This is a genomic window from Rhizobium sp. CSW-27 (assembly GCF_018760785.1).
Taxonomy (GTDB): Bacteria; Pseudomonadota; Alphaproteobacteria; order Rhizobiales; family Rhizobiaceae; genus Neorhizobium.
The window spans coordinates 288,675-314,543 of record NZ_JAHHZO010000007.1; the positions used below are offsets into that span (position 1 = coordinate 288,675).

Below are 25,869 nucleotides of genomic sequence, written 5' to 3' on the forward strand. Positions count from 1 at the left end.
TTTCGCACACCCTGGGAGGTGCAGCGATGCGCGGTGTTACTGCAACAGCTTCTTCTTGCCGTCGTAGTAGCCGTCCTTCTTCAGGATATCTTCCATACGGGTGCCGATCTCCTTGGAGCCGGCTTCGATGGACACTTCACCCAGCATCATCTTCGAACCCCATTCGGCCACGACTTCGGAGATGGCCGGCCATGCCGGGAAGCGCGGACGGAATTCCGGCACGCCCTTCTGCCAGGAGGCAACCATGGGTTCGACGAACTTGTACTTCGCCTTGATCGCCGGATCGTTGTAGACCGACATGCGGCCCGAGACGCCGCCTGCCTCGACATAGGCCTTGGCGATGTCTTCGGAGGTTGCCCACTGGATGAAGAGCCACGTCGCCTTCTTCTGCTCTTCGGAGGCCTGCGAGGCGACGGCGAGCGAGAAGCCGCCGAGGGCGGGAAGGCGTCCGGCAGGGCCTGCCGGTTCCGGCGCAACGGCAAGGCAGTCACCCAGCTTCGAGGTCGCCGGATCGACTAGAGTGCCGTAGAACGCGGACCATTCGGTGATCATTGCCACCTGGCCCTGTGCGAGCGCGTTGACGGCTTCCGCATGGTCGAAGCTGACGATGCCGGGCGGCATGTACTTCATGAGATCCTGACGGAATTTCAGTCCCGCCTGGCTTTCCTTGCTCATCAGGTTGGACTTGAACTGCTTGTCGAGCAGGGAACCGCCAAACGGCCAGAGGAAACGCATGAAGCTGTCGGCCGACTGCGTTTCACCACGCAGCGACTGAAGCGCGAAGGCGTATTGATTTTTCGACGCATCGGTCAGCTTCGGTGCGTAGACGTTCATCAGCTCGTCCCAGCTGGCCGGGGGCTTGTCGAATCCGGCTTCCTTGAGTTTGCAGGAATTGTAGAACAAGAGGCCGGAATAGTTGTCGAAGGGAAGGCCGTAGGTCTTGCCGCCCCAGGAGCCGAAGGCGTTCAGCAGGAGCGGGAAGAAGCCGTCCAGCTTGAGATTGGGGTCGGTGATCGACTTGTATTTGGTGAAGTTTTCAATCGGCTCGATCCAGCCGTTTTCCGCAAATTCGCCGATCCAGACAAGGTCGACGAGGGCCATGGTCAGATCGCCCCTGGAGGTGAAGTTGAGAACCGTCTTCTCCCGAGTGTTTTCGTAGGGCACGATCTCGTAGTTGACCTTGATGCCCGTCTTCTTCTCGAACTCCGGCAGCAGCTTGATGATGGCGCGGTAACCCGGGCGATCCAGGAAGATGCCGCTGATTTCCGTGCCCTTCAGCGGCTTTGCCGCGTCTTCCAACCAGTCGGCATGCGCGGCGTGCGGCATGACGGCGCTGGCCGTTGCAAGTGCCAGCACGCTGGCGCAGATTCTCAACAGACGTTTCATTCCACTCCTCCTACGGTGTAAGCCGCCTCCCTGGCAGCCTCGTTCGATGTTCAGACGAAGGGGTCCAAGACAGTCCATGGCGTTTCGTCGCCTCGGTCAGGACACCCAAGAACCGGCCACTATCCCTTCGAGCCGGGCAGCAGACATAGCTCCGCCATCCGCAAATTTAATGCGTTTGTGATGCTAGATCAGTGACTTAAACTCGCCGTTCCTCTCGGCGGGATGGATTATCGATACATCTGTATTTTTGGATTTGCAATAGCATCAATGTGGGAATTATGATGTGGTCAACACCAGGACGGGAGGCCATCCTTGAACCATCATCATCGCAGTTCCACCGATGTCAGCATGCGCTGCGCGCTCGCGGAGCGGATCGCCCGGGAAGCGGGTGAGCGAGCCCGTTCGTTTCTGGCCGACCCGGAAAAGCTTGGATGGACGGAGAAGGCTTCATCGCAAGACATCGTGAGCGCTGCGGATGAAGCGACGGAAGCCTATCTGCGCCAGATGATCCGGGAGCATTTCCCGCATGACGGGATCGTGGGAGAGGAGGCCGGTTCGTCGGCCGGCAGTTCCGGTTACGACTGGGTGATCGACCCGATCGACGGCACCATGGCGTTTCTGGTTGGCCAGCCGAACTGGACGGTATCCGTCGCAGTGCTGCATGACGACGAGCCGATCATCGGCGTGGTCGAGGCCCCCGTGCTGAACGAGACCTATGTCGGCTGCCTGGGGCAAGGAGCGACGTTGAATGGGCGTCGCCTGTTCATCCATCAGGATTGGACCATACGATCTACGACAGTCGGCTTCGGGGGCACCGAAAGAGCCGATCCTCTTGATGTCGGGGCTTTCGTCACCCGCCTGTACCAGGAAGGCGGCGTCATCTTCCGCGTCGGATCTGGCGCTCTGATGCTGGCCTACGTCGCGGCCAACCGCCTCGCCGGCTATTATGATCCGACCCTGTTCTGTTGGGACTGCATGGCCGGCATCGTGCTGATCCGCGAGGCTGGCGGGCAGGTGGAATTTGCCGGAACCCTCACCCGTCCGGGACCGATCTGGGCTGGCAATGCGCAGGTGTTTGCGGATCTGAAGCGCTTCAGCAGGCCGACATGACCGGGGTTGGCTCTCTTGCGGGCGAGACCACCTAGCGTATGACGCGCGGCCGAAAAAGGGTGCATGTCTGGAATGCCCCAGTCTATAGCCTAGAGGCGTCGTTTCAACGAGTTTAGAGGCTGCTTCGAAAATATGTGTTTTATTTCAATAGATTATTATTCCTTCGGATTTGCGAAGTTCGGATGGAGTTCACGATGGCCTGGACAGAAATCACCCGTCGGCACAGCTTCTGATCTCTCTCATCCTGATCTGACGGCGCGTGCCCGATGATTTCCATACGTGCCTTCGCTTCTTGATCCATGTCAGCGCCGCCCTCGCCGTTGACGGCCGCCAGGTACACGGCCCGGTGACGTTCGACCTTCACGGACAATGGCTCGTTGGGTTGCAGCTCAAGCTTTTCTGTCATCTTTCCCTCTCCATAAGCGCAAGCGATCTCTCACTCCCAGACCCGAGCCGCTCTCCCGCTACGCGTCGTCGCGCTGTTGTAGTATTCGGATGCCTGCTGGACGGAGCGGTGTCGGGATTGCTCCATGGCCTCTGGGAGCGGAATGCCGCGATTGGCGGCTTCGGTGAGATAACCGGAGCGCAGGCCATGGGCGGAAAACTCTGCCGGGTCCAGCCCTGCCATCTCGACGCGCTGCTTTAGAATGTCGCTGATCGCCTTCGGATCAAGAGCCCGCTTCGAAACATTGCCCCACCGATCGATTGCCCGGAAAACGCTGCCGCTTTCGATCCTGGCAAGCGCGAGCCAGGCATTCAGCGCGTCGACGGGCCGACCGGTGAGGTAGACGACCTCATCATTGTCCGCGCCGCTGGTCTTGGTGCGTCCCAGGAGAATGGACAGCGAGGGCAGGGGAGGGGCGCCGTCAAGGTGGATAGGCGCTTCCGTAGCCAGCTGCTCCTTCCGCAACCCCGCAACTTCGCTGCGACGCCGGCCGCCTGAGGCGAAAGCGACCATCAGGATCGCCTTGTCTCTGACATCACGCAGATTGTCGGTTCGGCATGTGCCAATCAGCTTCGACAGGATATCGCCTGTCACCGCTTTGGCGCTCTTGCGTCGTTTGGGGCGTGGCGCTGCGCGCACTGCAAGCCGGATGGCGGACTTCAGGGCAGGGGAGGAAAACGCACCAACATGCCCACGCCATTTCGTCAGCGTGGACCAGGTGGCGAGCCGCCGGCGCACGGTATCGGGTGCATGCGGTCCGACCGTCCGCAGAAATCCCTGGATCCGGAGCTTGTCGTCGACATCTGCCGGCATCCCGTGTTCCGGATCCGTCAGACGCTTCTCTGCGTCCCACAGGTGGTGCGCGACGAATTTGAGAAGGAGCGCTTCGGGTGCTGGCCAGGGAAGCGAGCGGCCTGTCGCCGCCAGCGACCAAGCCTGCAGGTAAGCAAGATCGGAGGTCAGCGCGCGCAGCGTGTTGGCACCCATGCCCTCGTTGACGAGATGGCGGAGGGTCTCGATGTCCTGATCGGTCAGCAGTTCCGCCAGCTCATCCCGTCGGTCCATGGGTAGAACGGCGGCAATTGTGTCGAGTGTCGCTACACGGGCCGCGAGCTCAGCAGGGCGATCAATGCTCATGCTCAGGGGGGCCAAACACCGCCACACCTTCTGCACGGGCAGCTTCCGCCAGTCGACGGTCGAGCGTGGCGAGAGGGAGCTGTTCGAGAAGTGCTAGAGCGAGGTAGGCGGCGTCGTAGGCGCTGAGACGGTATTTCCGGGACAAGCGCACCACCTCCGTGTCGTCGCCGGCGCCACCCAGTTGCAATGGTAGGCCGCGAAACCGCGCCAGGGCCGAATGAACAAAATCAGCCGAGATCCGCTCACGCTTCTCGGCGCTCAGGAGTATGCTGCGAATCTCGTGGCGAAGCAGATCAGGCGCTACCGCGTCTTCCTCCGCCATGCGGGTCATGGCCAGTTCGGCGGTTGTATTTTCTTCATCCGGCAGCAGCCACGCGCCAGCGATCGAGGCATCAACGACAAAGGCCACTAGCGTCGGCCTTCCTGCTTCCATTCCTGGATTTCTTGATGGGTAACGGGCTTGGCTTGGGCGCGCAGCGCTCGTACCGCTTCGATCGCGGCCAGACGCTGACGCCGTTCGTCCATGGCCACCAAACGCGCTACGGGATCATTGCCACGGGCGATGATGAAGTCCTCACCGGCTTCGACGCGGGCCAGCAGTTCAGACAGGTGCGTTTTAGCCTCAGCGACCTTGACGATGACGGTCATGGCAGTTCCTTCCCTATCGTTCTCGCGTGTTGAGTGCAGAGAATAGGAGCGTTACAGTTATTGGTCAAGAGGTTGACTAGATTACATCCGATAAGGGTTACTTATCGGGGGTCAGTGACCCAAGGCACACTTATAAGAAGTACGGAACCGTAACTGGGATGTAGCTTTCGTTTCACGAATCATTTACCATAAATTCAATGTCTTACGATCTCACGAAATTACCCATTCAGAGCCTGCTGCGGCCGATCTCCGAGGCCGCGGTGGCGCTTGCCCGTCTCGACGAGCGCATCGCCCGCTCGGCCGTCGGCGCGGGCTTTCTCGAGCGTTCCCATTTCCTCGAGGCGCATGCCTCGCTCTGGGTCGATGGCGAACTCGTCCATCTCGAAGACCTCGTCCTGCATGACGCGCTGCGCGATATCCGTGCCCCCACCCACGAACTCACCATCGCCCGCGACATCCTGAAAACCCGCCGCCGCATCGCCGCCCATCCGCCCGCCTGGGCTCTCTGTGATCAAGGCCTCGCCTCGCTGCGCGGCCGGCCGTGGGCCGGGGCATCATTGGGGGGAGAGGGCGTGCCGGATGAGACGGTGCACCTGTCCGATGCTTCGGATGGGGCAGGGCGGGGGTGGGATGAGCCGGCAGACGGTCTGGATGATGCGCTCGCAGCAATCGACGCCGTGCTCGCCCGCTCCGAAGTGGCAATAGAGGAGGCGAAGACACCGGGGAGCGCCAAAAGCGCGCCGGACAGGGATCCCTTCGTCTACGATCTCGACTGGGATGAGGACGAGCGGCTGGAAGAGTGGCAGGCCGTGCTGGCGCGCGCCGAGGATCTGCCGCCGGTCCTGCAGGCCATCGTGGCGCTCGATGCCTGGAACGAGATTGCCGTCCTCCAGCACGCGCCCTGGCTCGGCCGGCTGCTCGCCGCCTCGATCCTGCGCGAAGGAGGTGTGACCACCGGCACCCATCTCGCCGCGCTCAATCTGGGGCTGAAGGCCATCCCCGTCGATCGGCGCCGGCATCGGGATCGGGAGACACGGCTGCAGGCCATGACCCGGGCGCTGACGATTGCCGCCGAGACAGGGCTGAAGGAGCATGACCGGCTGGTCCTGGCGCGGCAGATGATGATGCGCAAACTGGAGGGACGGCGGACATCCTCCCGGCTGCCGGAGCTGATCGAGCTTGTCATGGCACGGCCGCTGATCTCCGCCGGCATGGTGGCGAAGACGCTTGAGGTCACGCCTCAAGGAGCGCGGCGGATCGTGCAGGAACTCGGGTTGAGGGAGATGACGGGCAGGGGGAGGTTTCGGGCGTGGGGGATTATCTAGTCGGATAAGTTCTTTTGCCGCCGTCTGTGACGCTGTTTTCCCGTAGCCCTGGCTTCGTAGGCTCACGTTTTCTTCTGCGCACCTCTCTGATGAGCGCTAACACGAAGTCCGGATGGGAAACAGGTCCTCGCCGTAATGGTGAAGCCTCGTGTGATGGCGACGGCATAGCCACCGGACTTTCAAAGGCTCATCATATTGATCGTGATGGGCATCGACGGCTGCGTTGCCGCAGACCTCACACGTGTTCTTCCTCAGTTCGCCCACCTTTAAGGCACGCTGCACGATGAGGTGAGCCTCATACTTTGTCGGATTGGCTCGTCGCCAGTTTGCCTGACGGGTATCGGTCTTGAGCATCTATGTAGTCTTCCCGATCAGTTCAGGGTGTAGCGCTTCCAGGGTATCGCCTGCATAGGCACCCGCGACAGAAAATTAACGAGATCACGTCGACCACGATATGTCGGGACGCCCCGGCTGTTTTGCGCCATGAGAACAATCGGCACGCCGGGGAATGCTGGCTGGAAGCTATAAGCAACCTCATCGGCTTGAGGGCCGCTGTTGAGAACGTGCGGCTTAACAATGACGATGGCGAATGTGACGCCCTGCTCGCGAACTAATGCGCCTTCAAACTGCATTTCTTCTCTCCTTTGATGAAGAGGCCGCCTCACTCCAGGCGGCCTCAGGTTTTAACCACGTGGCGGGAACGGGTCGCGACCGTAGGAATCCTTGTCCCGGATTTGACCGTTGGGACGGTGGATGACCACTTCGCTCTGCTGGTTGATCGCAATCTTGCGAGCAGCAGCCGCCGCGTCGGCCTGCGTTCCATGCGTGGAGGTCACTCGCTGATTTCCAGCGCCCCGCACGGCCCATTCGCCGTTGTGGGGAACCACATGCTGATTTTTCTTTGTCATTGCATCAGATTCCTTTTTCTTGAGTGCCAGTCCACTTTACATTAATGAAAATTTAATTGTCAATATGGCTAATGTGGTTTACGGACTGGGGTATATATTTTACGCATGGAGTGATCATGACCATTGAGATGAAAAATGTGCTGGAGTTAGCCGATGCGGCGTTATCCGCTGACTACACGCGCGTACGCAGAGCCGCGAATGCGCTCGCGCGAGACCTCGACAAGAATGGTGAGACCTCCATTGCCAAGGAACTCAAGGCGCTGGTTCGGAAGAGGGGGGTGCCTTTGAAGGCGTCCGGTTACATGGAGTCCCTGCCTGTTGACTCGAAATCCCGGTTGCCGCTTGTCGAAGAGCAGACTTGGCCCGATACACCTATTTTCCTAAATGAAAGCGGTTGGCGCGTGTTCAGCGATTTCATCGCGGATGCCCGTCGCATTGATGACTTGAGTGCCAAAGGATTGGCGTCGCGACTAGGGCTTCTGCTCTCCGGCCCGCCCGGAACAGGTAAGTCTCTTCTTGCCGGGCACATCGCTGCACAGTTGTCACGACCGCTCTACGTCGTCCGGCTCGACTCCGTGATATCCTCGCTGCTCGGCGATACAGCAAAAAATATTCGCTCGGTTTTTGATTTCGTACCGGCGCGGAACGCTGTTCTATTTCTTGATGAAATGGATGCTGTTGCAAAACTGCGGGACGATCGACACGAGCTGGGCGAGCTCAAGCGTGTGGTCAATACCGTCATTCAAGCGCTTGATGGGCTGGACCCGAGTTCGATCGTGGTTGCTGCAACCAATCATGCTCACCTTCTCGATCCTGCGATCTGGAGAAGATTCCCCTACAAAATAGATCTTGGGCTTCCGGAGGAAAGCGTCCGTGCCGATCTGTGGCGGCATTTTCTCTTTGAGGATAACGATGAAGATGGTCGCGCCGAACTGTTTGCTACAGTGTCAGAAGGACTATCGGGGGCCGATATCGAAACGATGAGCTTGTCAGCACGGCGTCATGCGGTTCATGATTCGCGTGACATCGATTTTGGAGCCGTCATTGCGGCTCTGTTAGAGCCCCGCTCAGGGCGGACCGCCCCTGTCCAACGGCAGCCATTGGACGCCGAGCAAAAGCGGCAGGTGGCGATGGCATTGAAGGAGAAACACGGTATTGCGGGCGCGGATACCGCCCGCATCCTTGGTGTGTCACGGCAAGCCATTTATGCATATTTGAAGCAACAGGATGGGGAGGCATAGCATGGCGGAAGTTCGAGACCAGCCCCTTCTCTATCCTGTTTTGAGCCTTCAAATGGACCCGGCGCTCCGGAGTCCTACAGGGCGCGGCAAGGGCATTGAAAGTATCGTCACGGAGCGCCTCGGCCGACAGCAGGAAGTTCTTGCGAGCGAAACACGCGATATCTATGAGCACCGCGCGGAGTTGCCGACATATTCGGGGCTAACTCACCTCGTAGTTCGGATGTTTACTGAAGATTCCCTCGCTCCGACACACACACCAGACGACCTCTTCTCCCAGCGTCACGGCTGCAGGCTGGTTGCACCCCTTCCAAGCGGTTATTTGATCGAGGCCGACATCAAGCAGTTGCCTCGCCTTCTCGACGCGATCCAACGTCCGGTCGGCTATGCGGTGCAAGCAGACATATCGCGAGTTTCGTCCCTGGAGCGATTTGATGCGAAAAGTCGATTGCGCGGCCGGTCAGTCAATGAGCTCTGGAATTCCGCGCCGGAGGACGACGATGGACGTTTGTTCGTGGTCTGGCTTGCTCCTTTTCGTGATCGTGATGCCAAGGTAGAGGTCCTGGAGCGAATTCAGGGCTTTGCCAATGAGAGGTTGGTATTGCCGACTTTCACGAGTGTACGGTTGACGCTAGGCACATCAGAGGAAGCGGAAGAACCGCGCGCTTTGACGACGCCGCGACAATCCAGCATAGCAAGGGCCATGCGGGATTACCGAAACACCGGCGTCGGCCGAGCCACGGTTCGTATTCCGAACAAAGAAGGATTGCGGCAGCTAATCGCCTCCGGTGCTTCCTATCGAATCGATCCTGTGCGGCCCATCAGAGTGGCGGCCCCTGGCGAAGGAGCTGAGCCTCCTGCGCCGGTAATCGATCAAAACGCACCCGTCGTCGTTGTCGTGGACGGGGGACTGCATGCGAAAAGTTACAGCGCAGCTGAAGCCTTCAAGGCAACGCCTTTCGTGACGAATGCCCAAGCTGATAAGCTTCATGGCAACTGTGTCAGCTCGCTCGTTGTCCATGGCCACGCCTGGAATAATAATCGATTGTTGCCGCAGCTGAACTGCCGCATTGGATCGGTTCAGGCGGTCCCCCATAAGAACGCAAACCGTCGTTTCGATGAGCGTGAGTTGGTTGACTACCTGACGGAGGTTGCACGTCTTTATCCAGAGGCACGCGTCTGGAATATTTCCGCCAATCAAGATGGCATCGGCTTAGACCCCTCAGAAGTGAGCGTTCTTGGGCATGAAATCAGCCTCTTGGCGAGATCGGCGGGCTTCCTCCCTGTGATCTCCTTTGGAAATGTCAGCCCGGACAACAATTCCCGGCCCAATCCGCCAGCTGATTGCGAAGCGGCGATTGTCGTGGGTGGCCGTCAGGCGCTCCCGGATGGAACGCCAGGAGACCGTTGCCCTGCCTGCCTGCCCGGTCCTGGCCCCGATGGGATGATGAAACCGGACTTATCGTGGTTTTCAAATCTCAGGATGCTGGGTGGAGTTGTCGATACGGGAAGCAGTTACGCAACGCCGTTGGTATCGTCTTTGGCAGCCCACACTTTCGATAGCTTACGTGAACCAACGCCGGATCTGGTTAAGGCTCTCCTCATCAATTCAGCGGAACGCAGCGAGCACGATCCCAACCTCGGTTGGGGAACGCCGTATCAAGGGCACCTTCCTTGGACCTGCGCGCCCGGCAGCGTCACGCTTGCGTGGCGGGCACAACTCGAGCCGGGAACCGCATACTACTGGAACGATATTCCCATCCCTCCCGAGCTGGTGCGAGATGGAAAGTTGTTTGGGCGCGCCAGCCTGACTGCCGTGCTGCGACCCCTCGTTTCGCCGTTCGGCGGCGCGAATTATTTCGCCTCTCGGTTGGAGACATCTTTGATGTACCCTACTGGGCCAAAGAAATGGCCCTCCCTTCTTGGTTCAATGAAGGAATCGACACTGCCGGAGAACGACGCTCGTGAAGAGCTGCGAAAATGGCAACCGATCAGAAGGCATTGCCGGGATTTTACCAAAAGCAGTGGGCTCGGCTTTTCCGGGTCGCATATGCGGCTATATGCGCGCGTTTACATGCGCGACCTCTACCAATTTGGGTGGACGCATCACAGTCAGGCTGGGCCGCAAGAAGTGGCTTTCGTACTCACGCTTTCGAGCGCTGATGGAGAGAAGTCGATCTATGACTCGACAGCTCGTGCGCTTGGAAACTTCGTTGAAAGCGCGGTCTTGAACCAAGACATCGAGGTCTCGAATGAGATTTAGCAGGTCGACGTCTTCCGAATCTGCAATTATCCCTGCAATCGAGGCAGTTACGTGAGGAGTGGTCGGCTTTCCTTCGGTTTTTCCGAGAGGGAATTTGGCGAAGCGTTGGCTCTCAGGGCCGCTACCGTGGGAGTGAGGCCGGTAGATGCCGTCGAACAGCTGATGACACAAATTCTCGTCGAAAATCTTCGGCAGCAAGCGACTTTAGAGCTCCGGAAGATCCCCTCGGTGAAGCTTCACTCGATGTATTTCAAGGAGCGCTGTGCATCCTTGGCGCGGCTTGCGGACATCGGATACGAAACCTGGTATGTCGAGCTGGCCTTTTCCACAACCAAAGAGACCATGGTTGACGTCGTTGAGATTGACACGCAGGGTTTGCAACTCAGTCCCATAAATTATGGCCCTGCGGGGCTGATGTCACATCGACTTTGGTCGAAGCAGCTAAAAACCCAAACAAACCACATCCTGCGTCTGAACCACGTGACGATTCCGCCCAGCATGTTTCTTGAAACCAAGAAAATGATGGAGGCGATTCCCCTTGAGCAGCCGCTGGTCGCGAACCCTCGACCTGGGCCGCGTACGCAAGGCTATGAGTTCGGGATCGAGGGCTTTGAGTTTGTTGCATTTGACCATTTGATTACCGGGGAGCGTTGTTTCTGTTCATGCGCACGCCCGGCCCATGGCAAAATGATATCAGAGGCTATGCGTATTGCGTCTCATTCAGGCGCATGGACCCATCAGGTTGTTCGATTGTTGTCGGATGCGACCTACATCGACGAAATATGCCACCTGTGTATCGCCCGTCGCTCGGGACCGGAGGCTGCTGCTGATCTCTACGGTGATGATATTGGGGAGTTTATCGCGCCGTATATCGATCAGCTGATGTTGATGCCTGGAATGGACAAGCCCACTGCGCGTTCCGAAGTCCAGCACACTCTTGGTCTTAGCCGATGGGTGAGGGAGGCGGAAATGTACAGTCTGCTGAAAAAGCTATTTCCCGACCAAGTTATCCTAAGGGAGGCGTCGCCCCCATGGCTGGGGCGCCAACGATTAGACGTGTATCTGCCCGCCATCGGCCTTGCTCTGGAACACCATGGTGAGCAGCACTACAGAGCCATTGCTGCATTCGGAGGAGAAATGGCGCTGAAGCGGAACATGGAACGCGATGCATTGAAGAGAAGTCTCTGCGAGCAAAATTCGGTCCAACTTGTCGAGATTCGATTTGATGAGCCAATGACTTTGCCAATGCTTCGCCAGAAACTCCGGCGTTTCACTGTGGCCTAAATCTGTGAGCGACGGCCGCCTTCACGCATCTGGCGCAGCACCCGCTCGTCGTCGGATACGCTAAGTCTCCGGCCTGGCGCCAGCTCTGCGCTTGGACGCACCTGCCCCGAACGCAATATTTGAATTCAAGAGACGAACTCGTGCAGCAGCTCGATAAACGGGAACTCACACATCCTGGAGTAATCCTCCATGCGGCCAGCATCGTGCTCGTTGCGGCGGAGTTCGGCGACCACTTGGTCGGCCCTGGCCAGGATATTGTTGCGTACTTCACTGGTTATGCCGATGATCTGCAGACATCCGGGAAGCTTGAACCCGATCGCAGCATCTTCAGTCCTATGGGCGGCTTGCCTGGCCGGACCCAACGAGGGCGGAGCCGCGTATAAGCGCAAGCGTGCCGTGCTCTTCCACGAGCGCGGTGAAATCCGTAATCGCTTCTCCAGTTTGAGATTGGCCACTCTGGCACAAGCGTATTAAAAGTTATCACTGTATGGTTCCCGCCAGGTCAGCAAAAGGCCGTAGTCTCCGTTCTTGAACATTGTCATGATATCTTTACGCTGCTGGGGGTCGTCGATCCGGTGGTCCCATTCTAGGATGCTGTCGAGCCTCAAGAAGGTGTCCTGGCGAAGGTAGGGATTCATCCTAAGATACTCAGGATCGGCGGCGTGTTCCATCTGCGTCCGGAAAGTGTTTCGGAGAGCGGCGAACGCTGACACGGCCTCCCTAGCGTGACGGTACCGCCAGTTCGAGCCTGACATTTCGGCAGCCAGATCGAAGTCAATCACGTGCGCCATGTTGTCGGCGACTTCGCGAAGGCTCGCCCTCATCTGCTCGATCGTGAGATAGATGTCGGCCAAATCGCGTCGCGACTGACTGAGCCGGGTTCCGATGTCGGCGCAGTCGGAGCAGACGTCGAGCCAGTGCATCGGCTGAAGGTGAAGGTCGTTCGGAAAGCGGGGAAATAATCTTTCCCGCAGCGCTATCTCGTCCTTGTCGAGAAGGATTTCGTACTGGGCGACGGCGCGGATATTCCCCGTCCACTTCTTCTTCGAACTTAACCTGATCAGAGACCTTTTCCCGCGCGCACAACAGGGACACGCCCAGTCGTCGCCGGTCTCCATCCATTTCCCTGCGACTTTCTCGGGGACATAGTTTTGGTATTCCTCGTCGGTCGGATGCCGTACGGCCGTCTTCTGGCGTTCCCTCCTGACAAAGTCTTTCTGCACCGAGCGAGCGAGGAAGTCGCTGCGCATCGACTGTAAGAGTCCAGCGTTGATAGTGCCCTTTGCCGACCTGCTGAAGGCATCGTAGAGTATCTCGGTCTGTCCGACGCGCTGAAACATTCGTCGGTCGATACACAGCCTCCCCTCGGTTCGACGCTGTAGATGCCCGGCGGCGAGGTCGCCGAGCAACATGTTGAGGATGGCAAGACGTCGTTCGAAATTCGGCCGCTCCGCCTCCCAGGCCTCCTTCGCGGCTCCGATATCGATCTCGTGGTCCTGGTGAGGCGTCGCCTTGACGAAGGTTGCGATCTCCGCAGCCGCGAAGCTGAAATTCGGATTGGTGCCCACCGCCGTCTTCGCCTTGCCGTCAGCTGCGTTGCATTCCGAGCAGACGAGGGCCTCGTCAAAGCGGACGACAAGGGTACGGATCGTGTCGAGAACGATCGTCGCACCGTCCATCAGATTCTCTCTCCAGTCCGGTCCGAGTAGCTTCTCGGCCCTGCGGAGGCCTTCATCCCACAAATGGTCGTGGTGCAGTTCGAGCTTGGCGAGAAGAATTCCGTTCGATGACTTCCGGAAAATTTCTCGCTTGTGACGCCCGCATCCTCTGCAGGACCAAATCTGACTTTCTAACGCCCAGTTGGAGTTTAACTCGAGGCCTTTGGCACCGAGTTCCTTCATCGCCCGCTTCGTTTGCTCGCTCCATTTGCCGTCGTAGCTGCGGAAATAGTAATCCATGGCGATGTCGTCGAGCCTGGCGGGATGCGGAAAGACCAGCACCTCCGACCAATGACGGTGATCGTCGTCCGGATCGAAATCTGTCATGTCGTCCACGCGAATCCCCTCGGTTCACCTGAGAGCAACTTATAACAGAGCCTCGGGAGGACATGAGCCTGGTGATTTACGGACGACGACCGCCCGCCCTAGCTGAGTGTGAATCGCTGCGGGCGCCCAAATGGCAGTGTTGTGAACGTTGAAGGCGCCGTTCGAGGACGCGTGAGGCGTGATTTATCAAGGGCCTTGCTTGATGTGCGCCAGAATGTGCATATATTGTGCATAAGATTGAGCGGAGATTAGATATGGCACAGGCTCAGACAGCACATTCCTACGCAGTTGTTTCTGGCTTTGTTGATAGCCTTCAGGAACCGCGGACACCTTACATTTCTCCGTCTCGCCTGTCGAAGGCGCTCGGTGTTAATGTCGCGAACCTTGCAGAATTGACCGGTGTTCATCGCAACACCCTGCGCAATCCCTCCTCCGAACGCCTGCAGGGCAGGATGCGGGAAATGATCAAGGCGATCTCTGCGGCCGTCGAGCTGACTGGCGATCTTGCGAAGGCAATCTACTGGTATCGAAATGAACCGATTGCCGATTATGGCCACCGCACGTCTGCCGAGCTTGTAGCCGATGGTGAGATAGAGGCTGTTCTTGCGTATATTCGGGACCTGGAGAATGGAGCGCGCGGGTGAAGATCATCCGCGTTGGCCCGGATGCTGTCTTTCACCGCTACCTGACCCCGAAATGGGCGTTTCTTCCCACCAGCGGCGCCGGAGCCGCTGTTGATGGCGGTCGCTTCAATCGACCCGGCGTCGAGGCTCTCTATCTATCCGTGGCCCCCCAAACCGCGCTGGACGAATATCGACAGGGTGCGAGCATCGCGCCGCCGGCTACGCTTGCAGCGTACAAGATCACGCTGAGCGAAGTGGCCGATCTGTCGGAAGGTTTCGATCCGCTTCATTGGGATGTTGCCTGGGCTCAATGGGACTGCGCATGGCGGAAAATTGCTCGCATTGACAAAAAGGTTCCACCGTCCTGGAAGCTCGCGGACAAGGTCATTTCGGCTGGCCTTCGGGGGCTGCTCTTTCCGTCACTACGGCACGCTGGCGGAACTAATCTTGTGATTTTTCCTGCCAATCTCATCGCAGATGATGACGTGCATGTTCACGATCCAGACAATCGATTGCCGCGAGATCAATCGTCCTGGCCGCACTAGCAGCAATAGATACAGGCCGGCTTTGGAGGAGGGGAATGAAACGCATCAGCATCAACAGTGTTCAGCCTGGAGATATTCTCTTCACGGCTCGACCGGGAAAGATAAGCAAATCGATCCGCTTCAGCACGGGGGGCATCGTTTCTCACGCGATGATCTGCGTGCAGCATGGTTCGTTTATCGATTCCACTGCGGACGGGGTCCAGGCGCGCAACCTGCAGCGGGAGTTGTTCGAGGATGACGAGCAGGTTTTCCATTTCCGCCTGAAGGAAGCTCTCCCCCGCGAGGTTCTTTCAAATGTAATCGATTTTGCGCGGGCCGAGATCGGTGCTCGGTATTCTGTGCCGGAGGCCATGCGGTCGGTCGCTGCTGTCCGAAAGCCGAGATCGAAGCGCCAATATTGCTCTCGTCTAGTGGCCCGCGTCTACAGAAACGCGGGCATCGATCTCGTCCCCGACGCAGACTATTGCTCGCCGGAGGATTTACGACGTAGTCACCTGCTGGTGGAAATCCCTATAGAGACCGAAGCCGTGCCCGAGGAAGAATGGCTTTGGCTCGAAACTAATCGTAACCCGATCCGAGATACACATCTGGCCCATAAAGCCATTCTTGATGTCGCTCGTACGTTCGTTCCGGACTTGGAGAGCCTAAACGAACTCCATGCTTTACTCGTGACGCACCCTGAGTCCGATCCGGAAATTGCAAAGGTTCTGCGCGAGAGCGGTTACCTTGATCTGTGGCGCGGTGAAATAGCGGCTCACCCTTGGCGCTACGACCAGAGCCTAATCGCAGCAATGTCCGCGCCCGAGCAGATGGCCGACATACGTGAATACTGCATAGGTACAGTGAGCGAGGCTTACAGCGGAGGCGTGCGGTTTTCCATCAACCTCATCCAGTTGCAGATGCTGGAGAACCAGCACGGCGGTCAATCCTTCCGCATGTTGGTGGACCTGTACGAAACTCTTGTGCTTAACGATCAGATCCGCAGGGAGGTCGCGTGTGCGTGGCTGTTGAAGCACTATCCTGACGATCTGCAGAAGCACTTGGAGCAGATCGAGCCGCACAGCGCCTATTGGTATTCGATCGTCGATCGCGTCGAGCCCAAGCTCGCTGCATTGTCGCGCGTGGTTGTCACTGCGGAAGACAGTCCAGAAGTCTGCTCGTCGTGCGGCGACCGGCCAGCCATGTCCTACCGCCTTGCGAACGGCGCTCAGACGATGCCCGGCGTACCTTCCCTGCGTCTGTGTTGTGACTGCATAGAGATACGGCGCGGCATGGGCAATGTCCTGATGCCGTTTCTGCCGTGACCTGGAAAGAGAATGGGACCGCGGATGAACGCTGCGATACAAAAGGATTTGCTGAATTGGAAAAGCTAAGCCCTTCAGGAACTAATGTTTTAGACCCGGCGCAACTGCTTCGAATCGAAGCCGTGCATCGCGGCTACCTGTTCCAGCACCTCTATGCGGTTCAATGCCTGTTGTCGGCCGAAACCATCGCGGCGCGGGAGATTGCTGTCGAAAGCGACGAAGATGTCGAAATCCAACTCGATGGCATCCGTATCTATGTCCAGGTTAAACATCGGAAAGATGCTCTCGCATGGGATGATATTGAGGGCGCGATGTCACGTTTTGCGGACCTTCGGGGATCGCATGAGCGATCGGAGCGACAGGGCGCTGCGCGGTTCGTCATTGTCAGCAACACTGGGCCGAACGGACCCCTATTGCAACGAATGACAAAACCTGATTGGCCAGCCGACGTAACTATTGATTGGCCGCAGGCGGACCTTATCGACAGGATCCTGCCAGCCCCAAAATCGTCCCTCATGGAGGCAATTGAGGGAAACTGCCGTCTAGCGGAGGTTCTGCCTTTTGCAACCTTGGCACCGGAAACACTCGTGTGGAAGCTGGCGGGTGTCGTCACGCTGGCAGCTACTGGCGAAAAGGCTTCACTCGACCATGTGTTCACGACGAAGGATCTTCCTGCACTTTTTGAGCAACTCGTGCTTCAATTGCAAGACCTGCCTGTGCCTCCGGTTCCTTATCGGGTCCAACAGGATGAGCCGGATCTCTTCACAGGCGATCGGGTCCGTTTGATCGTTGGCTATTCAGGGGCGGGCAAAACGTCATGGCTGGCGCAAGCAGCGCAGCATGCGGTAGGTCCTTTAGTCTATCTCGATGTTGGCGACACGCCCGGCGGCGCCTTGTCGAACGCTGTCGCGCGCGAGGTGGCAGGCCGATTAGCGGGGAACCGATATCGGCTTGGGGAGATATTCCTGCCGGGCGCCTCTGGACGGGAGATTTTGCAACTCCTCTCGCGTCGGATCACCGAAGCCGGAGACGTCGTTACAGTTGCCTTGGACAATATTCACAAACTGGCCGCTGATGACATTGTCGGCGTGATCCAGGCGGGTGGGAATATCAACTTCCTGTTGCTCGGCCGTCCGGAAGGAGAGGTCGCCGCAATCGAGGCTATTGTAGGCGTCAAGCGGGAAGATCTTCGCGGATGGGCATCCGATACCGTAGCAGCCGCCGGACACGACGCTGGCTGCAAGGGCGATGCTGCTGATTACCAGAGACTGATAGATCTGACGGGTGGCCTTCCACTGTTCGTTCAAAATGCTCTCGCGGTGGCAGAAACTGACTATCAGGGGTCGGTGAAACGCTTGTGCGGTGACTTGGTCCGCGCAACGCACACGACCGAAATGGCTCAAGACTTCGTATTGGGTCGCGTCTTCGAAGGGTTGCCGGTGACGATTGCCAAGGTCGCTGATCTGCTAAGCCTCTGCGATGCACCCCTGACACGTGAGGAAGCTGGTTCCTACATCGTTGCTGCAGGTGGGCCGGAAAGGCCAGTGCTTCTGCAGTCGTTTCGCAAGCTGTTGAGCTTGGGCCTTCTCCAAAGTTTCGCCGGCGACAAGATCAAACTGCACGACGCAGCCCGCGTTGTCGGCAAGGGACGACTCGCTCTTCTCGGTGCAGAGACGGTGAAAGCCCACCAGGAAGCGTTGAGACGCGTTGTTCAGCAAAGCCTCATCGAAAGCTGGAGCCCGACGAAGCTTTCGTTATTCCTCCGGCTTACGGGTGAAGTCGGCCGTCTCGATATCCTCGTCGAAATGGCAACGGAAGAACTGTTTCATGAGATGGGCGTCTGGCCGGAGGTTGAAGCCTATCTCGAGCACGGTGCGCAAGACGAGCACGTGCCACCTGACCAGAGAGTAAAGGCCTTAGACGCCCTGGCCTTCGCCGACATGAAAGCCGGATCCGATCGTGCCACTTCCTGGCTCGATCAAATGGACGCACTGATCACTGCATATGATCTTGGTGCTGAGGAGCGGCTTCGCGTTGGCATGAAGCGCATGAACCTTCTGGCGGGCCAGGGTAATAGGCGAGCCGCGCAACAGGCTATCGCGGATCTGGCGCCTCTTGTGAAAACATTGCCACCTGGTCATCAGCGCGTCTTTTCCTACAATGTTGCCTGTGCCGAGCTGGCGCTCGGAGACTCAGATGCCGCGATCAGACGTATCCAGCCGCTGATCAAGGATTATTATGAGGTTATCGGGCTATCACCCGAAATGGTTATGGGAAACAACGCCCCAGACCTGAAGCCTATGCTGAAAGAAGAAGCTGAGGTCGATGACGTCAAGCATCTCGCGGATTCTTTAGATGTCCTTGCCAAGGCACTCGACGCAGAAGGCAAGTTTTCGCCACTGGCCCGCGTTCACGCGCTGAAATTCTATGACCTTGCCCGCGCCCCGGATTCTCTGTTCCGAGTTGGACAAGATCTTGTCGATCAATTCATCCGAAAGCGCGACTTCGATGGCGCTCGTGACATGATGGAGTCGATAGTCCTGCCGCAACTTCAGCAATGGAAGCTGGCCGACTACCTCATCTCCGTGCGCTCTCAATATGCCGTCGTACTGGCCTATTGCGGGCTATATTCCGACGCGGAGGCCGAAATGCGCCGTCTTGAGCCGTACAAATCGGGGCTGGCCCCGCTCGCACAGCAGGAGCTCGAGAACCAGCGCGAACTGATAGCGAACCTGCGCAGATTTGGTGCGCCTCCCAAGTGGACTGCACCACCCGGTCTGCTCGACAACATCGCAAGGCAGTTGGACAAGGGAAGGCGGAAAGCATCGATTGTGCCATCGCGTGCCGCCTCGCCAAAGATCGGTCGGAATGAGCGATGCCCGTGTGGATCCGGTAAGAAGTACAAGCATTGCCACGGGGGCACGTGATGGTTGGCATCAAGCTGAAAGCCAGATGGCAACGCCTCTCATTCGGACCTGTTTTTTGTTCACGAAGGGACTCGCGGCTTGCAAAACACTGAATTCTGTCTTTCTGTGTTCACAGATTGCTGGCCATCCCGAATTCTGTTATTTCCTGATTCACGGCAACTGGGAGGAGCTGATTCGTGGCGCAGCGCAAGGTCGATAGCTTCCCAAAGTCGGGTTCCATCAAATCCCCCGAAAAGCTCGAAACGTTGAACTTCAAAGTTCCCGTCGACTTCAAGAAGGCTTTCAAAGGCTATGCTGTGGCCCAGGGCATGACAATGGTTGATCTCCTGCGTGAGGGGTTTGAGCTCAGCAAAGCGCGTCGTGAGCAATGACATCTTCGGTTGAGGTCAGGCCATGGTGATGTCGGCAACCGATGACGCAACGGCATGGATCGGCTCGCTAGGCGAGCCGAATGCGGAGATCGTTGATGGTCTTGTCCGCGTCGAAGATTATTCTTCCGACGGCCGGCCGCCGGAGGAAGTCGCAATTATGGAAAAGGCGGCATCCTACGGTGCCTATGCCGTATTTTTCGAAGCAGACCCCAAGCGCGGGGCTGGCGCGCCTCAGGCTTTCGTATTCGTTTCCGATGGTCCGGCCAATGACCCGTCTTTTGCGGAGCTGCACAAGAGGCTCTGGAGCTGGGGCGGCGTCCCGCTCCTTTACCGCCGCTTGCCCGGCACAGTGCAGCTGTTTAGATGCGCCCATAAGCCGGACTTCATCACTTCCTCCGGAGAACTGATCTGCAACCCGGTCAAAACGTTGACCCTCGCCTCTCGGATCAGTGCACACGAAGCGTGGTGGGATGCGGAGCGGCTGCGAAACAGCACGCTTTGGGATGATCCAGCCGCATGTAAGTTGCTTCTATCGTCATCCAAGTCGGCGCACCGTCGACTCGTCGACGCTGTGGGCGAGTTACATGGGCGGCTGAAAACGAGCCGGTTGCTCAACGCGCCGCTTCGCCGCCGGCTGCTCATCCTGTCGCTGCTGATTGCTTATTTAGAAGAGCGCGGTGCATTGCCGTCGGATTTTTTTGGCCAGTTCTTGGAGGGCGCGACGCGCTTTTTCCATGTCTTGGCGAATGGTCCGGCTCTGGTCGAGCTCCTCAAGGCTCTCGAAAAGCGGTTCAATGGGCATGTGTTCGCAATCGACGATGCCGACCAGAAAATGCTTGAAACCAGTACGGAATTGGACGGTTTCAGTACGTTGATCGAAGCGCGTGAGGAAACCGGGGGGCAGCTCAATCTTTGGGCATTGTATTCGTTCCGCGATTTGCCCGTCGAAGTCATTAGCCACATCTACCAGTTGTTCGTGACCGATACGGATAGTTCGGTCTACACGCCGCCGTCGCTGGTGCGGCTTATGTTGGACGAGGCGCTGAGCTGGCAGCGCCTGGATTCGCTGATGGAGAAAGGGGAATTCATCCTCGATCCCGCATGCGGATCGGGTGTTTTCCTTGTCGAGGCCTATAAAAGGCTTGTTTTGCATTGGCGCAGTACGCACGGGTGGGCCAAGCCGGGCGTCGACGTGCTGCGCTCTTTGATCGAGCGTGTCCGTGGTGTTGATGTCGAACGCGGCGCAATCGAACTGGCGGCCTTCAGTTTATGTCTCGCGCTTTGTGATGCGCTGGAGCCGGAGGACATCAGGGCAAGCGTTCAGCTATTTCCAAAGCTCACGGATCGGACGCTAATCGAGTCATGCTTCTTCGAAGCCAAGGAAAAGAAGCTGATCGAAGAGCCGATTGGGGTAATTGTCGGCAACCCTCCGTTTGAATCAGCGCTCAAGACCGAAGGCGCCCGGCGAAGCTATCGCAGATACATCGAAGCAAACGGCCCTCTGCCGGACAAACAGGTCGCCTACCTGTTCCTGCACGAAGCAATGGAATTACTTGTCGCCGGTGGCGTGCTCTCGCTGCTTCAGCAATATAATCTCATTTACAATGCCAGCTCAGCGCCATTTCGGACCAAGTTCTTCGCTCGCTGGGATGTCCGTGAAATTCTCGATTTTGTCTCGATCCGGGGCCTGTTCAGTAAGGGTGGCGCTGACACCAAAATCATTGCCGTCGTGGCGCAAGCTGGCGAAGCTCCGGCAAACAGGCGAATCCTTCATGCCGTTTTCCGGCGTGTTGGACGGGCTGATGCAGAACAGGGGTTTGATATCGACTACTACGATCTGCACTGGCTGCCCCGCAGGACGGTGCTGGCAGAGTCTGGGCCTGAGATATGGAGGGTGAACCTTCTCGGAGGGGCGCGCGCATTCAGCCTCGTGAAGCGCCTCAAGCAATATCGTACGCTTTACGACTACGCATCAGAGCGGCAGTGGCATGTGCGCGAGGGTTTTGTCGAGGGTAAGAAGGGCGTTTCGCGTAAAGCGGAGCACTTAATCGGTAAGCCCCTGCTTCCGTCCGAAGCGCTTACCATCGATGGAATCGATAGGAAAATGATCACCGTGGTTCCCGAAAAACCCATTGAGGGGCCACGTTCGGCGGACCTGTTCACCCCACCGATGCTTCTCGTCCGGGAGCATATGGATCTGCCTCACGCCGTGTGGTCGGATGGATATCTGACGTTCAAGAACCAGATCGTCGGCTTTGCGCAAGCGCCTAAGCATGATCTCGATTCCGTGCATGATTGGATGAAGGCTCAGTCTATTCCCCTGCGCGCCTTCGTTGCCGCCGTAAGTACGAAACTGTTCACGCAGAAGGCCACGAATATTGCGGGCGCCGACGTGCTCGCGTTGCCATTTCCAGAGGATGGAAATCTTGATCTCAGCGAAAATGAGCAGATCGTTGCCGACGACGTGGTGACTTACTACCGTGACTTCGTTCGCAAGGGCAGTGAATCAAAGCTGCTTATGGAGGAAGTCGGCGAAGATCTTGCTGATTTCGCGGCTGTTTTTTGCAAACAGATCAATGCGATATATAAGGACAATCCCGTTATTGCCCTTGAACCGCGCCGTTGGCCTGGAATTGTGTGCTTGCCATTCGTGTTCGGCCGCGGGGCCGTTGAATGGGATGGCGATAGCGATCTGCGCGGCAAACTTGACGCATTGTTGCGCCAGCAGAAGGGCAGTTCCCTCGCCGTCACGCGGATAGCCCGAATCTATGAGGGCAGATTCATATTTCTATTGAAGCCCAATCGTCTTCGCTACTGGTTGCGCTCGATTGCCTTGCGAGACAGCGACGATGTCCTCGCCGATCTCCGAGCGCAGGGGTTCTGAATGCTGGCGGACGACGATGCCGACATCCAGACCGGAGGTCTTTCTCCTGGTCTTCACCGACCAAAGACCTGGCTCGACGAACTTGTCGGATTTATCTTGCAGCAGCTTCCGATTTGGCGGGACCGGGAAGGAAGGCGGCCTGTGGACGCCGAGACACATCTGACGTCTCAGCTCTGCGCGCATCTGAATGGGGTCGCCAGAAAGACGAATGGTTGGGACATCCTTCAGTTTCGCGTTGAGGAACCCGATGAGATACAGGCAGCCCGCCGTATTGATCTCGCGGTGGCACCGGCCGGGGAGGTGATCTGGATTGATGGACGTCGTCACGACGATTTTGATGCACTCCTGCCGGTCGAATGCAAGCGTCTCCCGACACCGGTCGGAAGAGATCGCGATAAACGCGAGTACCTCCGCGTTGCACGCGGTAGCACCGGCGGCGTGCAGCGCTTTAAGGCCGGCCTGCACGGTGCTTCGCACGAACAGGCAGTGATGATCGCCTATGTTCAGGCTGGTGATATCCTTAATTGGGTCCGTAGGGTGGATCTCTGGGTTCGTGGATTTGCCCGAACGCGCATTATTGGATGGAGTGTCGGAGATAGATTGAGCGTTGTCGAGCACGACAACCCCAATAGGGTCGCTGTTCTACGATCTGAGCATGATCGCGAACTGGGCCTACCCAAAATTCTCCTAGAACATTTGTGGGTGGAAATGTAATCAAGCCATTCTCGCTAGCGACTGAGCTTCGTCAACACGGTATCGCGAGCTATGGTTGCAAAAGCTGTCGGCTAGTGAATGCCATTTGGTCTGCCCCCTGAAAGTGATCCTTCATCAACACCGACGACGGGGCGATCTGTGCGCAGACGACTCAGGGCAAATCCCGCGCGGGGCTTACGCGTTTCGCCCATTGGCACCTAAAAGAAATCGGGAAATCATGAGGCTAAAATTCGATGGCCTTGTATCTATCTGGGCTTACACGGGAATTACTGCCTGGGTGAGGGTTCGATTCCGTTCAAGGCGGAGACGACCGGCAGGGCCCATGCAGATGCGGGGCTTGGTTTGCATCTGCACGGGCGATGTGGATCAGCCGTTCATCCGAGCGGCTATGCAGCTTCCCAAACCTGATTGAGGATCTTTGCCGCAAGCGCCGCTTTGTCCTGCGGCAAGAACCGGCCGTAGTGCTGCTGAACGACGTCCGGTGTGTCCTGGATGGCATAACTCGCCTGCTCATACGATCCGGTCTGCTTTAGGATATGGGTTGCCAGAATATCCCTGAGATTATGAGGTCCGTGCGGGAGCAGTCCTGTTATGGCGCCGCGACCGGTGTAGGGATTGTAGATCCCATAGCGTTGGATCACAGTCCGCCAAGCTTCATAGAATTTAGTCGAATCGTATGCCGCGTCCAGACTGGTCGTCTTCACCGTCTTGACGAACAGGGTGCCCGGATCCCTTGCCGAGCCGAGCAGCACACCGCGATAACGATCGATATAGGCTTCGAGGTATTTGTAGAGGTCGAGCAAATCCGGCAGGATCAGGCGAAACGGCTTTTGTCCGAAGAATGATGAGCCTGAGTTCTTGAAGGCGATTGATGGGATGAGGACCTCCCATCCGTTATCCCGATCGCTCCAGCGCAATTCACCGCATTTCATGTCTTCCAGCCGTCGCTCCGAAGTCGGGAAATGCCCGCGTGGGCACAAGCGAAGCTGGCGAAGGTTCTTTTGCCGAAGTCCCAGATGCAGGCCGAGGCGCAGCAAAAGGAAAGAGCGGACCGCTTCGGCTGCTGCCCGAGGATAGCGGTTTTCATCCGGCATACGCTTCAGGATCTCATCTGTGATCTTGCGGTATTCCAAAAGTGGGCTGTCTGCTTCAAGGACCACCATGATCGGCTCGAACGGATCGCGGTGCACGCGCATGACACGCTGGATTTCCTTCGAGCGATTGGCAGCATGCCGGTGGAATGCGTCGCAGGCGCCGTGCCAGTCTCGCGCTGCGAACTCTATCTCCTCCGGCGCGATCAGCCCTTCGATTGGCTGAACCTTCTTCAGGAGCTCCGGATGCTGGCGGATCCAGCCCACCTCCGCGCGCGTGAGAGCTTGCGCCACCATCAGCATGTCTTCTTCCCATTTCGTGTAGAAGCCGCGGCGCTGTTCCCGCCATTGGAGGTACCAGTCCCAGACGCCCGGGAAGATCAACAGGCCAAAGGTTAGTTTGCTGAGCGGCACACCGCGCCCTTTGACGACGCTGGCGGGTGAGGCCGCGAGTGCACCGAACATGAGGCCGAGATGCTCGACCTTCTGGGATGCGGTTTCCTCTCCCCAAACTCCATTTCGTTGGAAGCCGATTGCGGTCAGCGTCGATGTCTTGAAGCGGATCAGATCGGCCATCTCCATAGCCAACCGCGGCGGCGCATCGACGACGCCGGACAGGAGATCAGGATCTTCAAAGGCCTCGGGATTGTGGCTCGTGCTGTCCGAGTTCACTTGGGGTCGTGGAGACAGGGTGCCTCCGCCATAGGTGATCCCTGGAAATCGAATTGCATAACGCTGTTTGGTGGCCGCCGCCTGGTAGCGACGATAGTCGGTTGAGCCCGAGATGATGACCCGGCGCACCCATTCGAGGATTTCTTCCCGCTTGGAGAACGGCAAGCTGCTGAAATTGTCCGGAAGATGCCACGCAAGTCGTCGCCGCTCCGCAGCGCTGATGTCGCCCATATCATGGCCGTATAGGGAGCGGGATTGGTGCGGCAGCTTTGCTTTGAAATAGCCCTGTCCCAGTCGGTAGCGCCGCTCGATACGGGACAGGATCTCGAAGCTCGTCAGAGATCGCGGCACGCGCTCGCCCTGAACCCACGACAGCAGAGTCTTGTCATCGAACGTCTCGCCCAGGCGAACGACGGCGCGGTAGAGTTGCCAGTAGCTCTCGCCGAACCGGCGCATGTGATAAACGAGCGCATCGTTAAAGCTCGCCGGATCATCGGTCGCCTCAAACAATGGCTCAGGAAAAGGACTGATGGGTTTCGGTTGTGGTCCCCTCGGCTCTGACGAAGAGGTAGTCGGGATCTTGTCGCAAACGATCTGTCGCGGCCTGGAACGCGTCGCAGTTTCTGCCTTGCGCCGAGCGGTATTGCGCGATTTCGTGCGTGTTTTCATCGACTGTATGTCGTCGACGGCAGGTGGTTCGCCGAGCCAGCGGATAATCGCGTCCAGTCCCGGACGGAGCGCCTTCTTCAATTCGGCCGTCAATTCGTTTTCGATCCCGCATGCCTCGCCAATGGCCGTCCAATCCATACGGCCACTAACGATCGTGAGCGCGACGAACAGGCCACCTTTGCTTTTCTGACCAAGGCCGCGAGATATGCTCCTTCATCGACAGGAGCGGAACGGGATGGTTGGAGATGGCGCTGATGCCATGCTTGAAGTCATGGATGAA

The 25,869-nt window shown here is 57.9% G+C and carries 23 protein-coding genes; 12 read left to right on the forward strand and 11 right to left on the reverse strand.

Features of this window, described 5'->3' with window-relative positions:
- Positions 1-36: 36 nt before the first annotated feature.
- Complete coding sequence (locus KLP42_RS15780) at positions 37-1,386, reverse strand: ABC transporter substrate-binding protein (protein ID WP_215567763.1); 1,350 nt, start codon at positions 1,384-1,386, stop codon at positions 37-39.
- Positions 1,387-1,698: 312 nt separating this feature from the next.
- Between KLP42_RS15780 and KLP42_RS15785 the strand changes: the two genes are divergently transcribed.
- On the forward strand, positions 1,699-2,496 hold the full coding sequence (locus KLP42_RS15785; protein WP_252193028.1) for an inositol monophosphatase family protein: 798 nt from the start codon (positions 1,699-1,701) through the stop codon (positions 2,494-2,496).
- A 139-nt stretch (positions 2,497-2,635) separates the two neighbouring features.
- On the opposite strand, the gene KLP42_RS15790 is transcribed toward KLP42_RS15785, so the two are convergent.
- The 4 genes from KLP42_RS15790 to KLP42_RS15805 are packed head-to-tail and all read right to left on the reverse strand — an operon-like array spanning position 2,636 to position 4,726.
- Positions 2,636-2,902, reverse strand: a complete 267-nt coding sequence (locus tag KLP42_RS15790) for a hypothetical protein (protein WP_215567765.1) — start codon at positions 2,900-2,902, stop codon at positions 2,636-2,638.
- Positions 2,903-2,932: 30 nt separating this feature from the next.
- The gene (locus tag KLP42_RS15795) at positions 2,933-4,078 is read right to left on the reverse strand and encodes a site-specific integrase (RefSeq protein ID WP_215567767.1); all 1,146 of its coding nucleotides are present in this window, start codon (positions 4,076-4,078) and stop codon (positions 2,933-2,935) included.
- Complete coding sequence (locus KLP42_RS15800) at positions 4,068-4,487, reverse strand: type II toxin-antitoxin system VapC family toxin (protein ID WP_215567769.1); 420 nt, start codon at positions 4,485-4,487, stop codon at positions 4,068-4,070. The genes KLP42_RS15795 and KLP42_RS15800 overlap by 11 nt, the downstream gene beginning before the upstream one ends.
- Positions 4,487-4,726: a type II toxin-antitoxin system Phd/YefM family antitoxin gene (locus KLP42_RS15805; RefSeq protein ID WP_215567771.1), complete on the reverse strand. Its 240-nt coding sequence runs from the start codon at positions 4,724-4,726 to the stop codon at positions 4,487-4,489. The genes KLP42_RS15800 and KLP42_RS15805 overlap by 1 nt, the downstream gene beginning before the upstream one ends.
- A 197-nt stretch (positions 4,727-4,923) precedes the next feature.
- Between KLP42_RS15805 and KLP42_RS15810 the strand changes: the two genes are divergently transcribed.
- Entirely contained in the window at positions 4,924-6,051 is a 1,128-nt protein-coding gene (locus KLP42_RS15810; protein WP_215567773.1) for an RHE_PE00001 family protein, read from the forward strand.
- Positions 6,052-6,147: 96 nt separating this feature from the next.
- Here KLP42_RS15810 and KLP42_RS15815 read toward each other — a convergent pair whose 3' ends face one another.
- The 3 genes from KLP42_RS15815 to KLP42_RS15825 are packed head-to-tail and all read right to left on the reverse strand — an operon-like array spanning position 6,148 to position 6,959.
- A complete protein-coding gene (locus KLP42_RS15815) occupies positions 6,148-6,405 on the reverse strand; it encodes a hypothetical protein (protein ID WP_215567775.1) in 258 nt (85 codons plus the stop codon).
- Positions 6,406-6,422: 17 nt separating this feature from the next.
- The gene (locus KLP42_RS15820; RefSeq protein ID WP_181366535.1) at positions 6,423-6,683 is read right to left on the reverse strand and encodes a hypothetical protein; all 261 of its coding nucleotides are present in this window, start codon (positions 6,681-6,683) and stop codon (positions 6,423-6,425) included.
- Positions 6,684-6,734: 51 nt separating this feature from the next.
- Positions 6,735-6,959, reverse strand: a complete 225-nt coding sequence (locus KLP42_RS15825) for a DUF2188 domain-containing protein (RefSeq protein ID WP_020918827.1) — start codon at positions 6,957-6,959, stop codon at positions 6,735-6,737.
- A 116-nt stretch (positions 6,960-7,075) separates the two neighbouring features.
- Between KLP42_RS15825 and KLP42_RS15830 the strand changes: the two genes are divergently transcribed.
- The 3 genes from KLP42_RS15830 (at position 7,076) to KLP42_RS15840 (ending at position 11,744) form a co-directional block, all read left to right on the forward strand.
- The gene (locus KLP42_RS15830; protein ID WP_215567777.1) at positions 7,076-8,200 is read left to right on the forward strand and encodes an ATP-binding protein; all 1,125 of its coding nucleotides are present in this window, start codon (positions 7,076-7,078) and stop codon (positions 8,198-8,200) included.
- Between the two features lies 1 nt (position 8,201).
- Positions 8,202-10,460, forward strand: coding sequence for a S8 family peptidase (locus KLP42_RS15835; RefSeq protein ID WP_215567779.1), 2,259 nt, complete (start codon positions 8,202-8,204; stop codon positions 10,458-10,460).
- 162 nt (positions 10,461-10,622) lie between these two features.
- A complete protein-coding gene (locus KLP42_RS15840) occupies positions 10,623-11,744 on the forward strand; it encodes a hypothetical protein (protein ID WP_215567782.1) in 1,122 nt (373 codons plus the stop codon).
- Between the two features lie 125 nt (positions 11,745-11,869).
- Here KLP42_RS15840 and KLP42_RS15845 read toward each other — a convergent pair whose 3' ends face one another.
- Both KLP42_RS15845 and KLP42_RS15850 read right to left on the reverse strand, forming a co-directional pair.
- On the reverse strand, positions 11,870-12,199 hold the full coding sequence (locus KLP42_RS15845; protein WP_215567784.1) for a hypothetical protein: 330 nt from the start codon (positions 12,197-12,199) through the stop codon (positions 11,870-11,872).
- A gap of 15 nt (positions 12,200-12,214) precedes the next feature.
- Positions 12,215-13,798 (reverse strand): hypothetical protein, encoded by a 1,584-nt coding sequence (locus tag KLP42_RS15850; protein ID WP_215567786.1) that lies wholly within the window; start codon positions 13,796-13,798, stop codon positions 12,215-12,217.
- Between the two features lie 245 nt (positions 13,799-14,043).
- Here KLP42_RS15850 and KLP42_RS15855 point away from each other — a divergent pair, with 245 nt between their 5' ends.
- From KLP42_RS15855 to KLP42_RS15885, 7 genes are all read left to right on the forward strand, one after another.
- Entirely contained in the window at positions 14,044-14,433 is a 390-nt protein-coding gene (locus KLP42_RS15855) for a hypothetical protein (protein WP_215567787.1), read from the forward strand.
- Complete coding sequence (locus KLP42_RS15860) at positions 14,430-14,957, forward strand: RES family NAD+ phosphorylase (RefSeq protein ID WP_215567789.1); 528 nt, start codon at positions 14,430-14,432, stop codon at positions 14,955-14,957. The genes KLP42_RS15855 and KLP42_RS15860 overlap by 4 nt, the downstream gene beginning before the upstream one ends.
- Before the next feature lie 35 nt (positions 14,958-14,992).
- Positions 14,993-16,261: a YiiX/YebB-like N1pC/P60 family cysteine hydrolase gene (locus KLP42_RS15865; RefSeq protein WP_215567791.1), complete on the forward strand. Its 1,269-nt coding sequence runs from the start codon at positions 14,993-14,995 to the stop codon at positions 16,259-16,261.
- Positions 16,258-19,188, forward strand: coding sequence for an SEC-C metal-binding domain-containing protein (locus KLP42_RS27275; protein WP_353844884.1), 2,931 nt, complete (start codon positions 16,258-16,260; stop codon positions 19,186-19,188). The genes KLP42_RS15865 and KLP42_RS27275 overlap by 4 nt, the downstream gene beginning before the upstream one ends.
- A 176-nt stretch (positions 19,189-19,364) precedes the next feature.
- Positions 19,365-19,559, forward strand: coding sequence for a hypothetical protein (locus tag KLP42_RS15875; RefSeq protein WP_020918833.1), 195 nt, complete (start codon positions 19,365-19,367; stop codon positions 19,557-19,559).
- A 22-nt stretch (positions 19,560-19,581) separates the two neighbouring features.
- On the forward strand, positions 19,582-22,443 hold the full coding sequence (locus KLP42_RS15880; RefSeq protein ID WP_215567792.1) for an HsdM family class I SAM-dependent methyltransferase: 2,862 nt from the start codon (positions 19,582-19,584) through the stop codon (positions 22,441-22,443).
- Positions 22,444-23,157, forward strand: a complete 714-nt coding sequence (locus tag KLP42_RS15885) for a hypothetical protein (RefSeq protein ID WP_215567794.1) — start codon at positions 22,444-22,446, stop codon at positions 23,155-23,157.
- Positions 23,158-23,543: 386 nt separating this feature from the next.
- Here the strand turns inward: KLP42_RS15885 and KLP42_RS15890 are convergent, their stop codons facing one another.
- Positions 23,544-25,727 (reverse strand): hypothetical protein, encoded by a 2,184-nt coding sequence (locus KLP42_RS15890; RefSeq protein WP_252193030.1) that lies wholly within the window; start codon positions 25,725-25,727, stop codon positions 23,544-23,546.
- Between the last annotated feature and the right edge of the window lie 142 nt (positions 25,728-25,869).

What these genes read in the sequence shown, in the direction of transcription:
- KLP42_RS15810 (WP_215567773.1), top strand. Translation starts at nt 4,924, where the DNA reads ATGTCTTACGATCTCACGAAATTACCCATTCAGAGCCTGCTGCGGCCG.
- KLP42_RS15790 (WP_215567765.1), bottom strand. Translation starts at nt 2,902, where the DNA reads ATGACAGAAAAGCTTGAGCTGCAACCCAACGAGCCATTGTCCGTGAAG.
- KLP42_RS15840 (WP_215567782.1), top strand. Translation starts at nt 10,623, where the DNA reads ATGACACAAATTCTCGTCGAAAATCTTCGGCAGCAAGCGACTTTAGAG.
- KLP42_RS15855 (WP_215567787.1), top strand. Translation starts at nt 14,044, where the DNA reads ATGGCACAGGCTCAGACAGCACATTCCTACGCAGTTGTTTCTGGCTTT.
- KLP42_RS15885 (WP_215567794.1), top strand. Translation starts at nt 22,444, where the DNA reads ATGCTGGCGGACGACGATGCCGACATCCAGACCGGAGGTCTTTCTCCT.
- KLP42_RS15890 (WP_252193030.1), bottom strand. Translation starts at nt 25,727, where the DNA reads ATGGATTGGACGGCCATTGGCGAGGCATGCGGGATCGAAAACGAATTG.
- KLP42_RS15835 (WP_215567779.1), top strand. Translation starts at nt 8,202, where the DNA reads ATGGCGGAAGTTCGAGACCAGCCCCTTCTCTATCCTGTTTTGAGCCTT.
- KLP42_RS15830 (WP_215567777.1), top strand. Translation starts at nt 7,076, where the DNA reads ATGACCATTGAGATGAAAAATGTGCTGGAGTTAGCCGATGCGGCGTTA.
- KLP42_RS15805 (WP_215567771.1), bottom strand. Translation starts at nt 4,726, where the DNA reads ATGACCGTCATCGTCAAGGTCGCTGAGGCTAAAACGCACCTGTCTGAA.
- KLP42_RS15815 (WP_215567775.1), bottom strand. Translation starts at nt 6,405, where the DNA reads ATGCTCAAGACCGATACCCGTCAGGCAAACTGGCGACGAGCCAATCCG.
- KLP42_RS15820 (WP_181366535.1), bottom strand. Translation starts at nt 6,683, where the DNA reads ATGCAGTTTGAAGGCGCATTAGTTCGCGAGCAGGGCGTCACATTCGCC.
- KLP42_RS15880 (WP_215567792.1), top strand. Translation starts at nt 19,582, where the DNA reads ATGGTGATGTCGGCAACCGATGACGCAACGGCATGGATCGGCTCGCTA.
- KLP42_RS15865 (WP_215567791.1), top strand. Translation starts at nt 14,993, where the DNA reads ATGAAACGCATCAGCATCAACAGTGTTCAGCCTGGAGATATTCTCTTC.
- KLP42_RS15825 (WP_020918827.1), bottom strand. Translation starts at nt 6,959, where the DNA reads ATGACAAAGAAAAATCAGCATGTGGTTCCCCACAACGGCGAATGGGCC.
- KLP42_RS15780 (WP_215567763.1), bottom strand. Translation starts at nt 1,386, where the DNA reads ATGAAACGTCTGTTGAGAATCTGCGCCAGCGTGCTGGCACTTGCAACG.
- KLP42_RS15795 (WP_215567767.1), bottom strand. Translation starts at nt 4,078, where the DNA reads ATGAGCATTGATCGCCCTGCTGAGCTCGCGGCCCGTGTAGCGACACTC.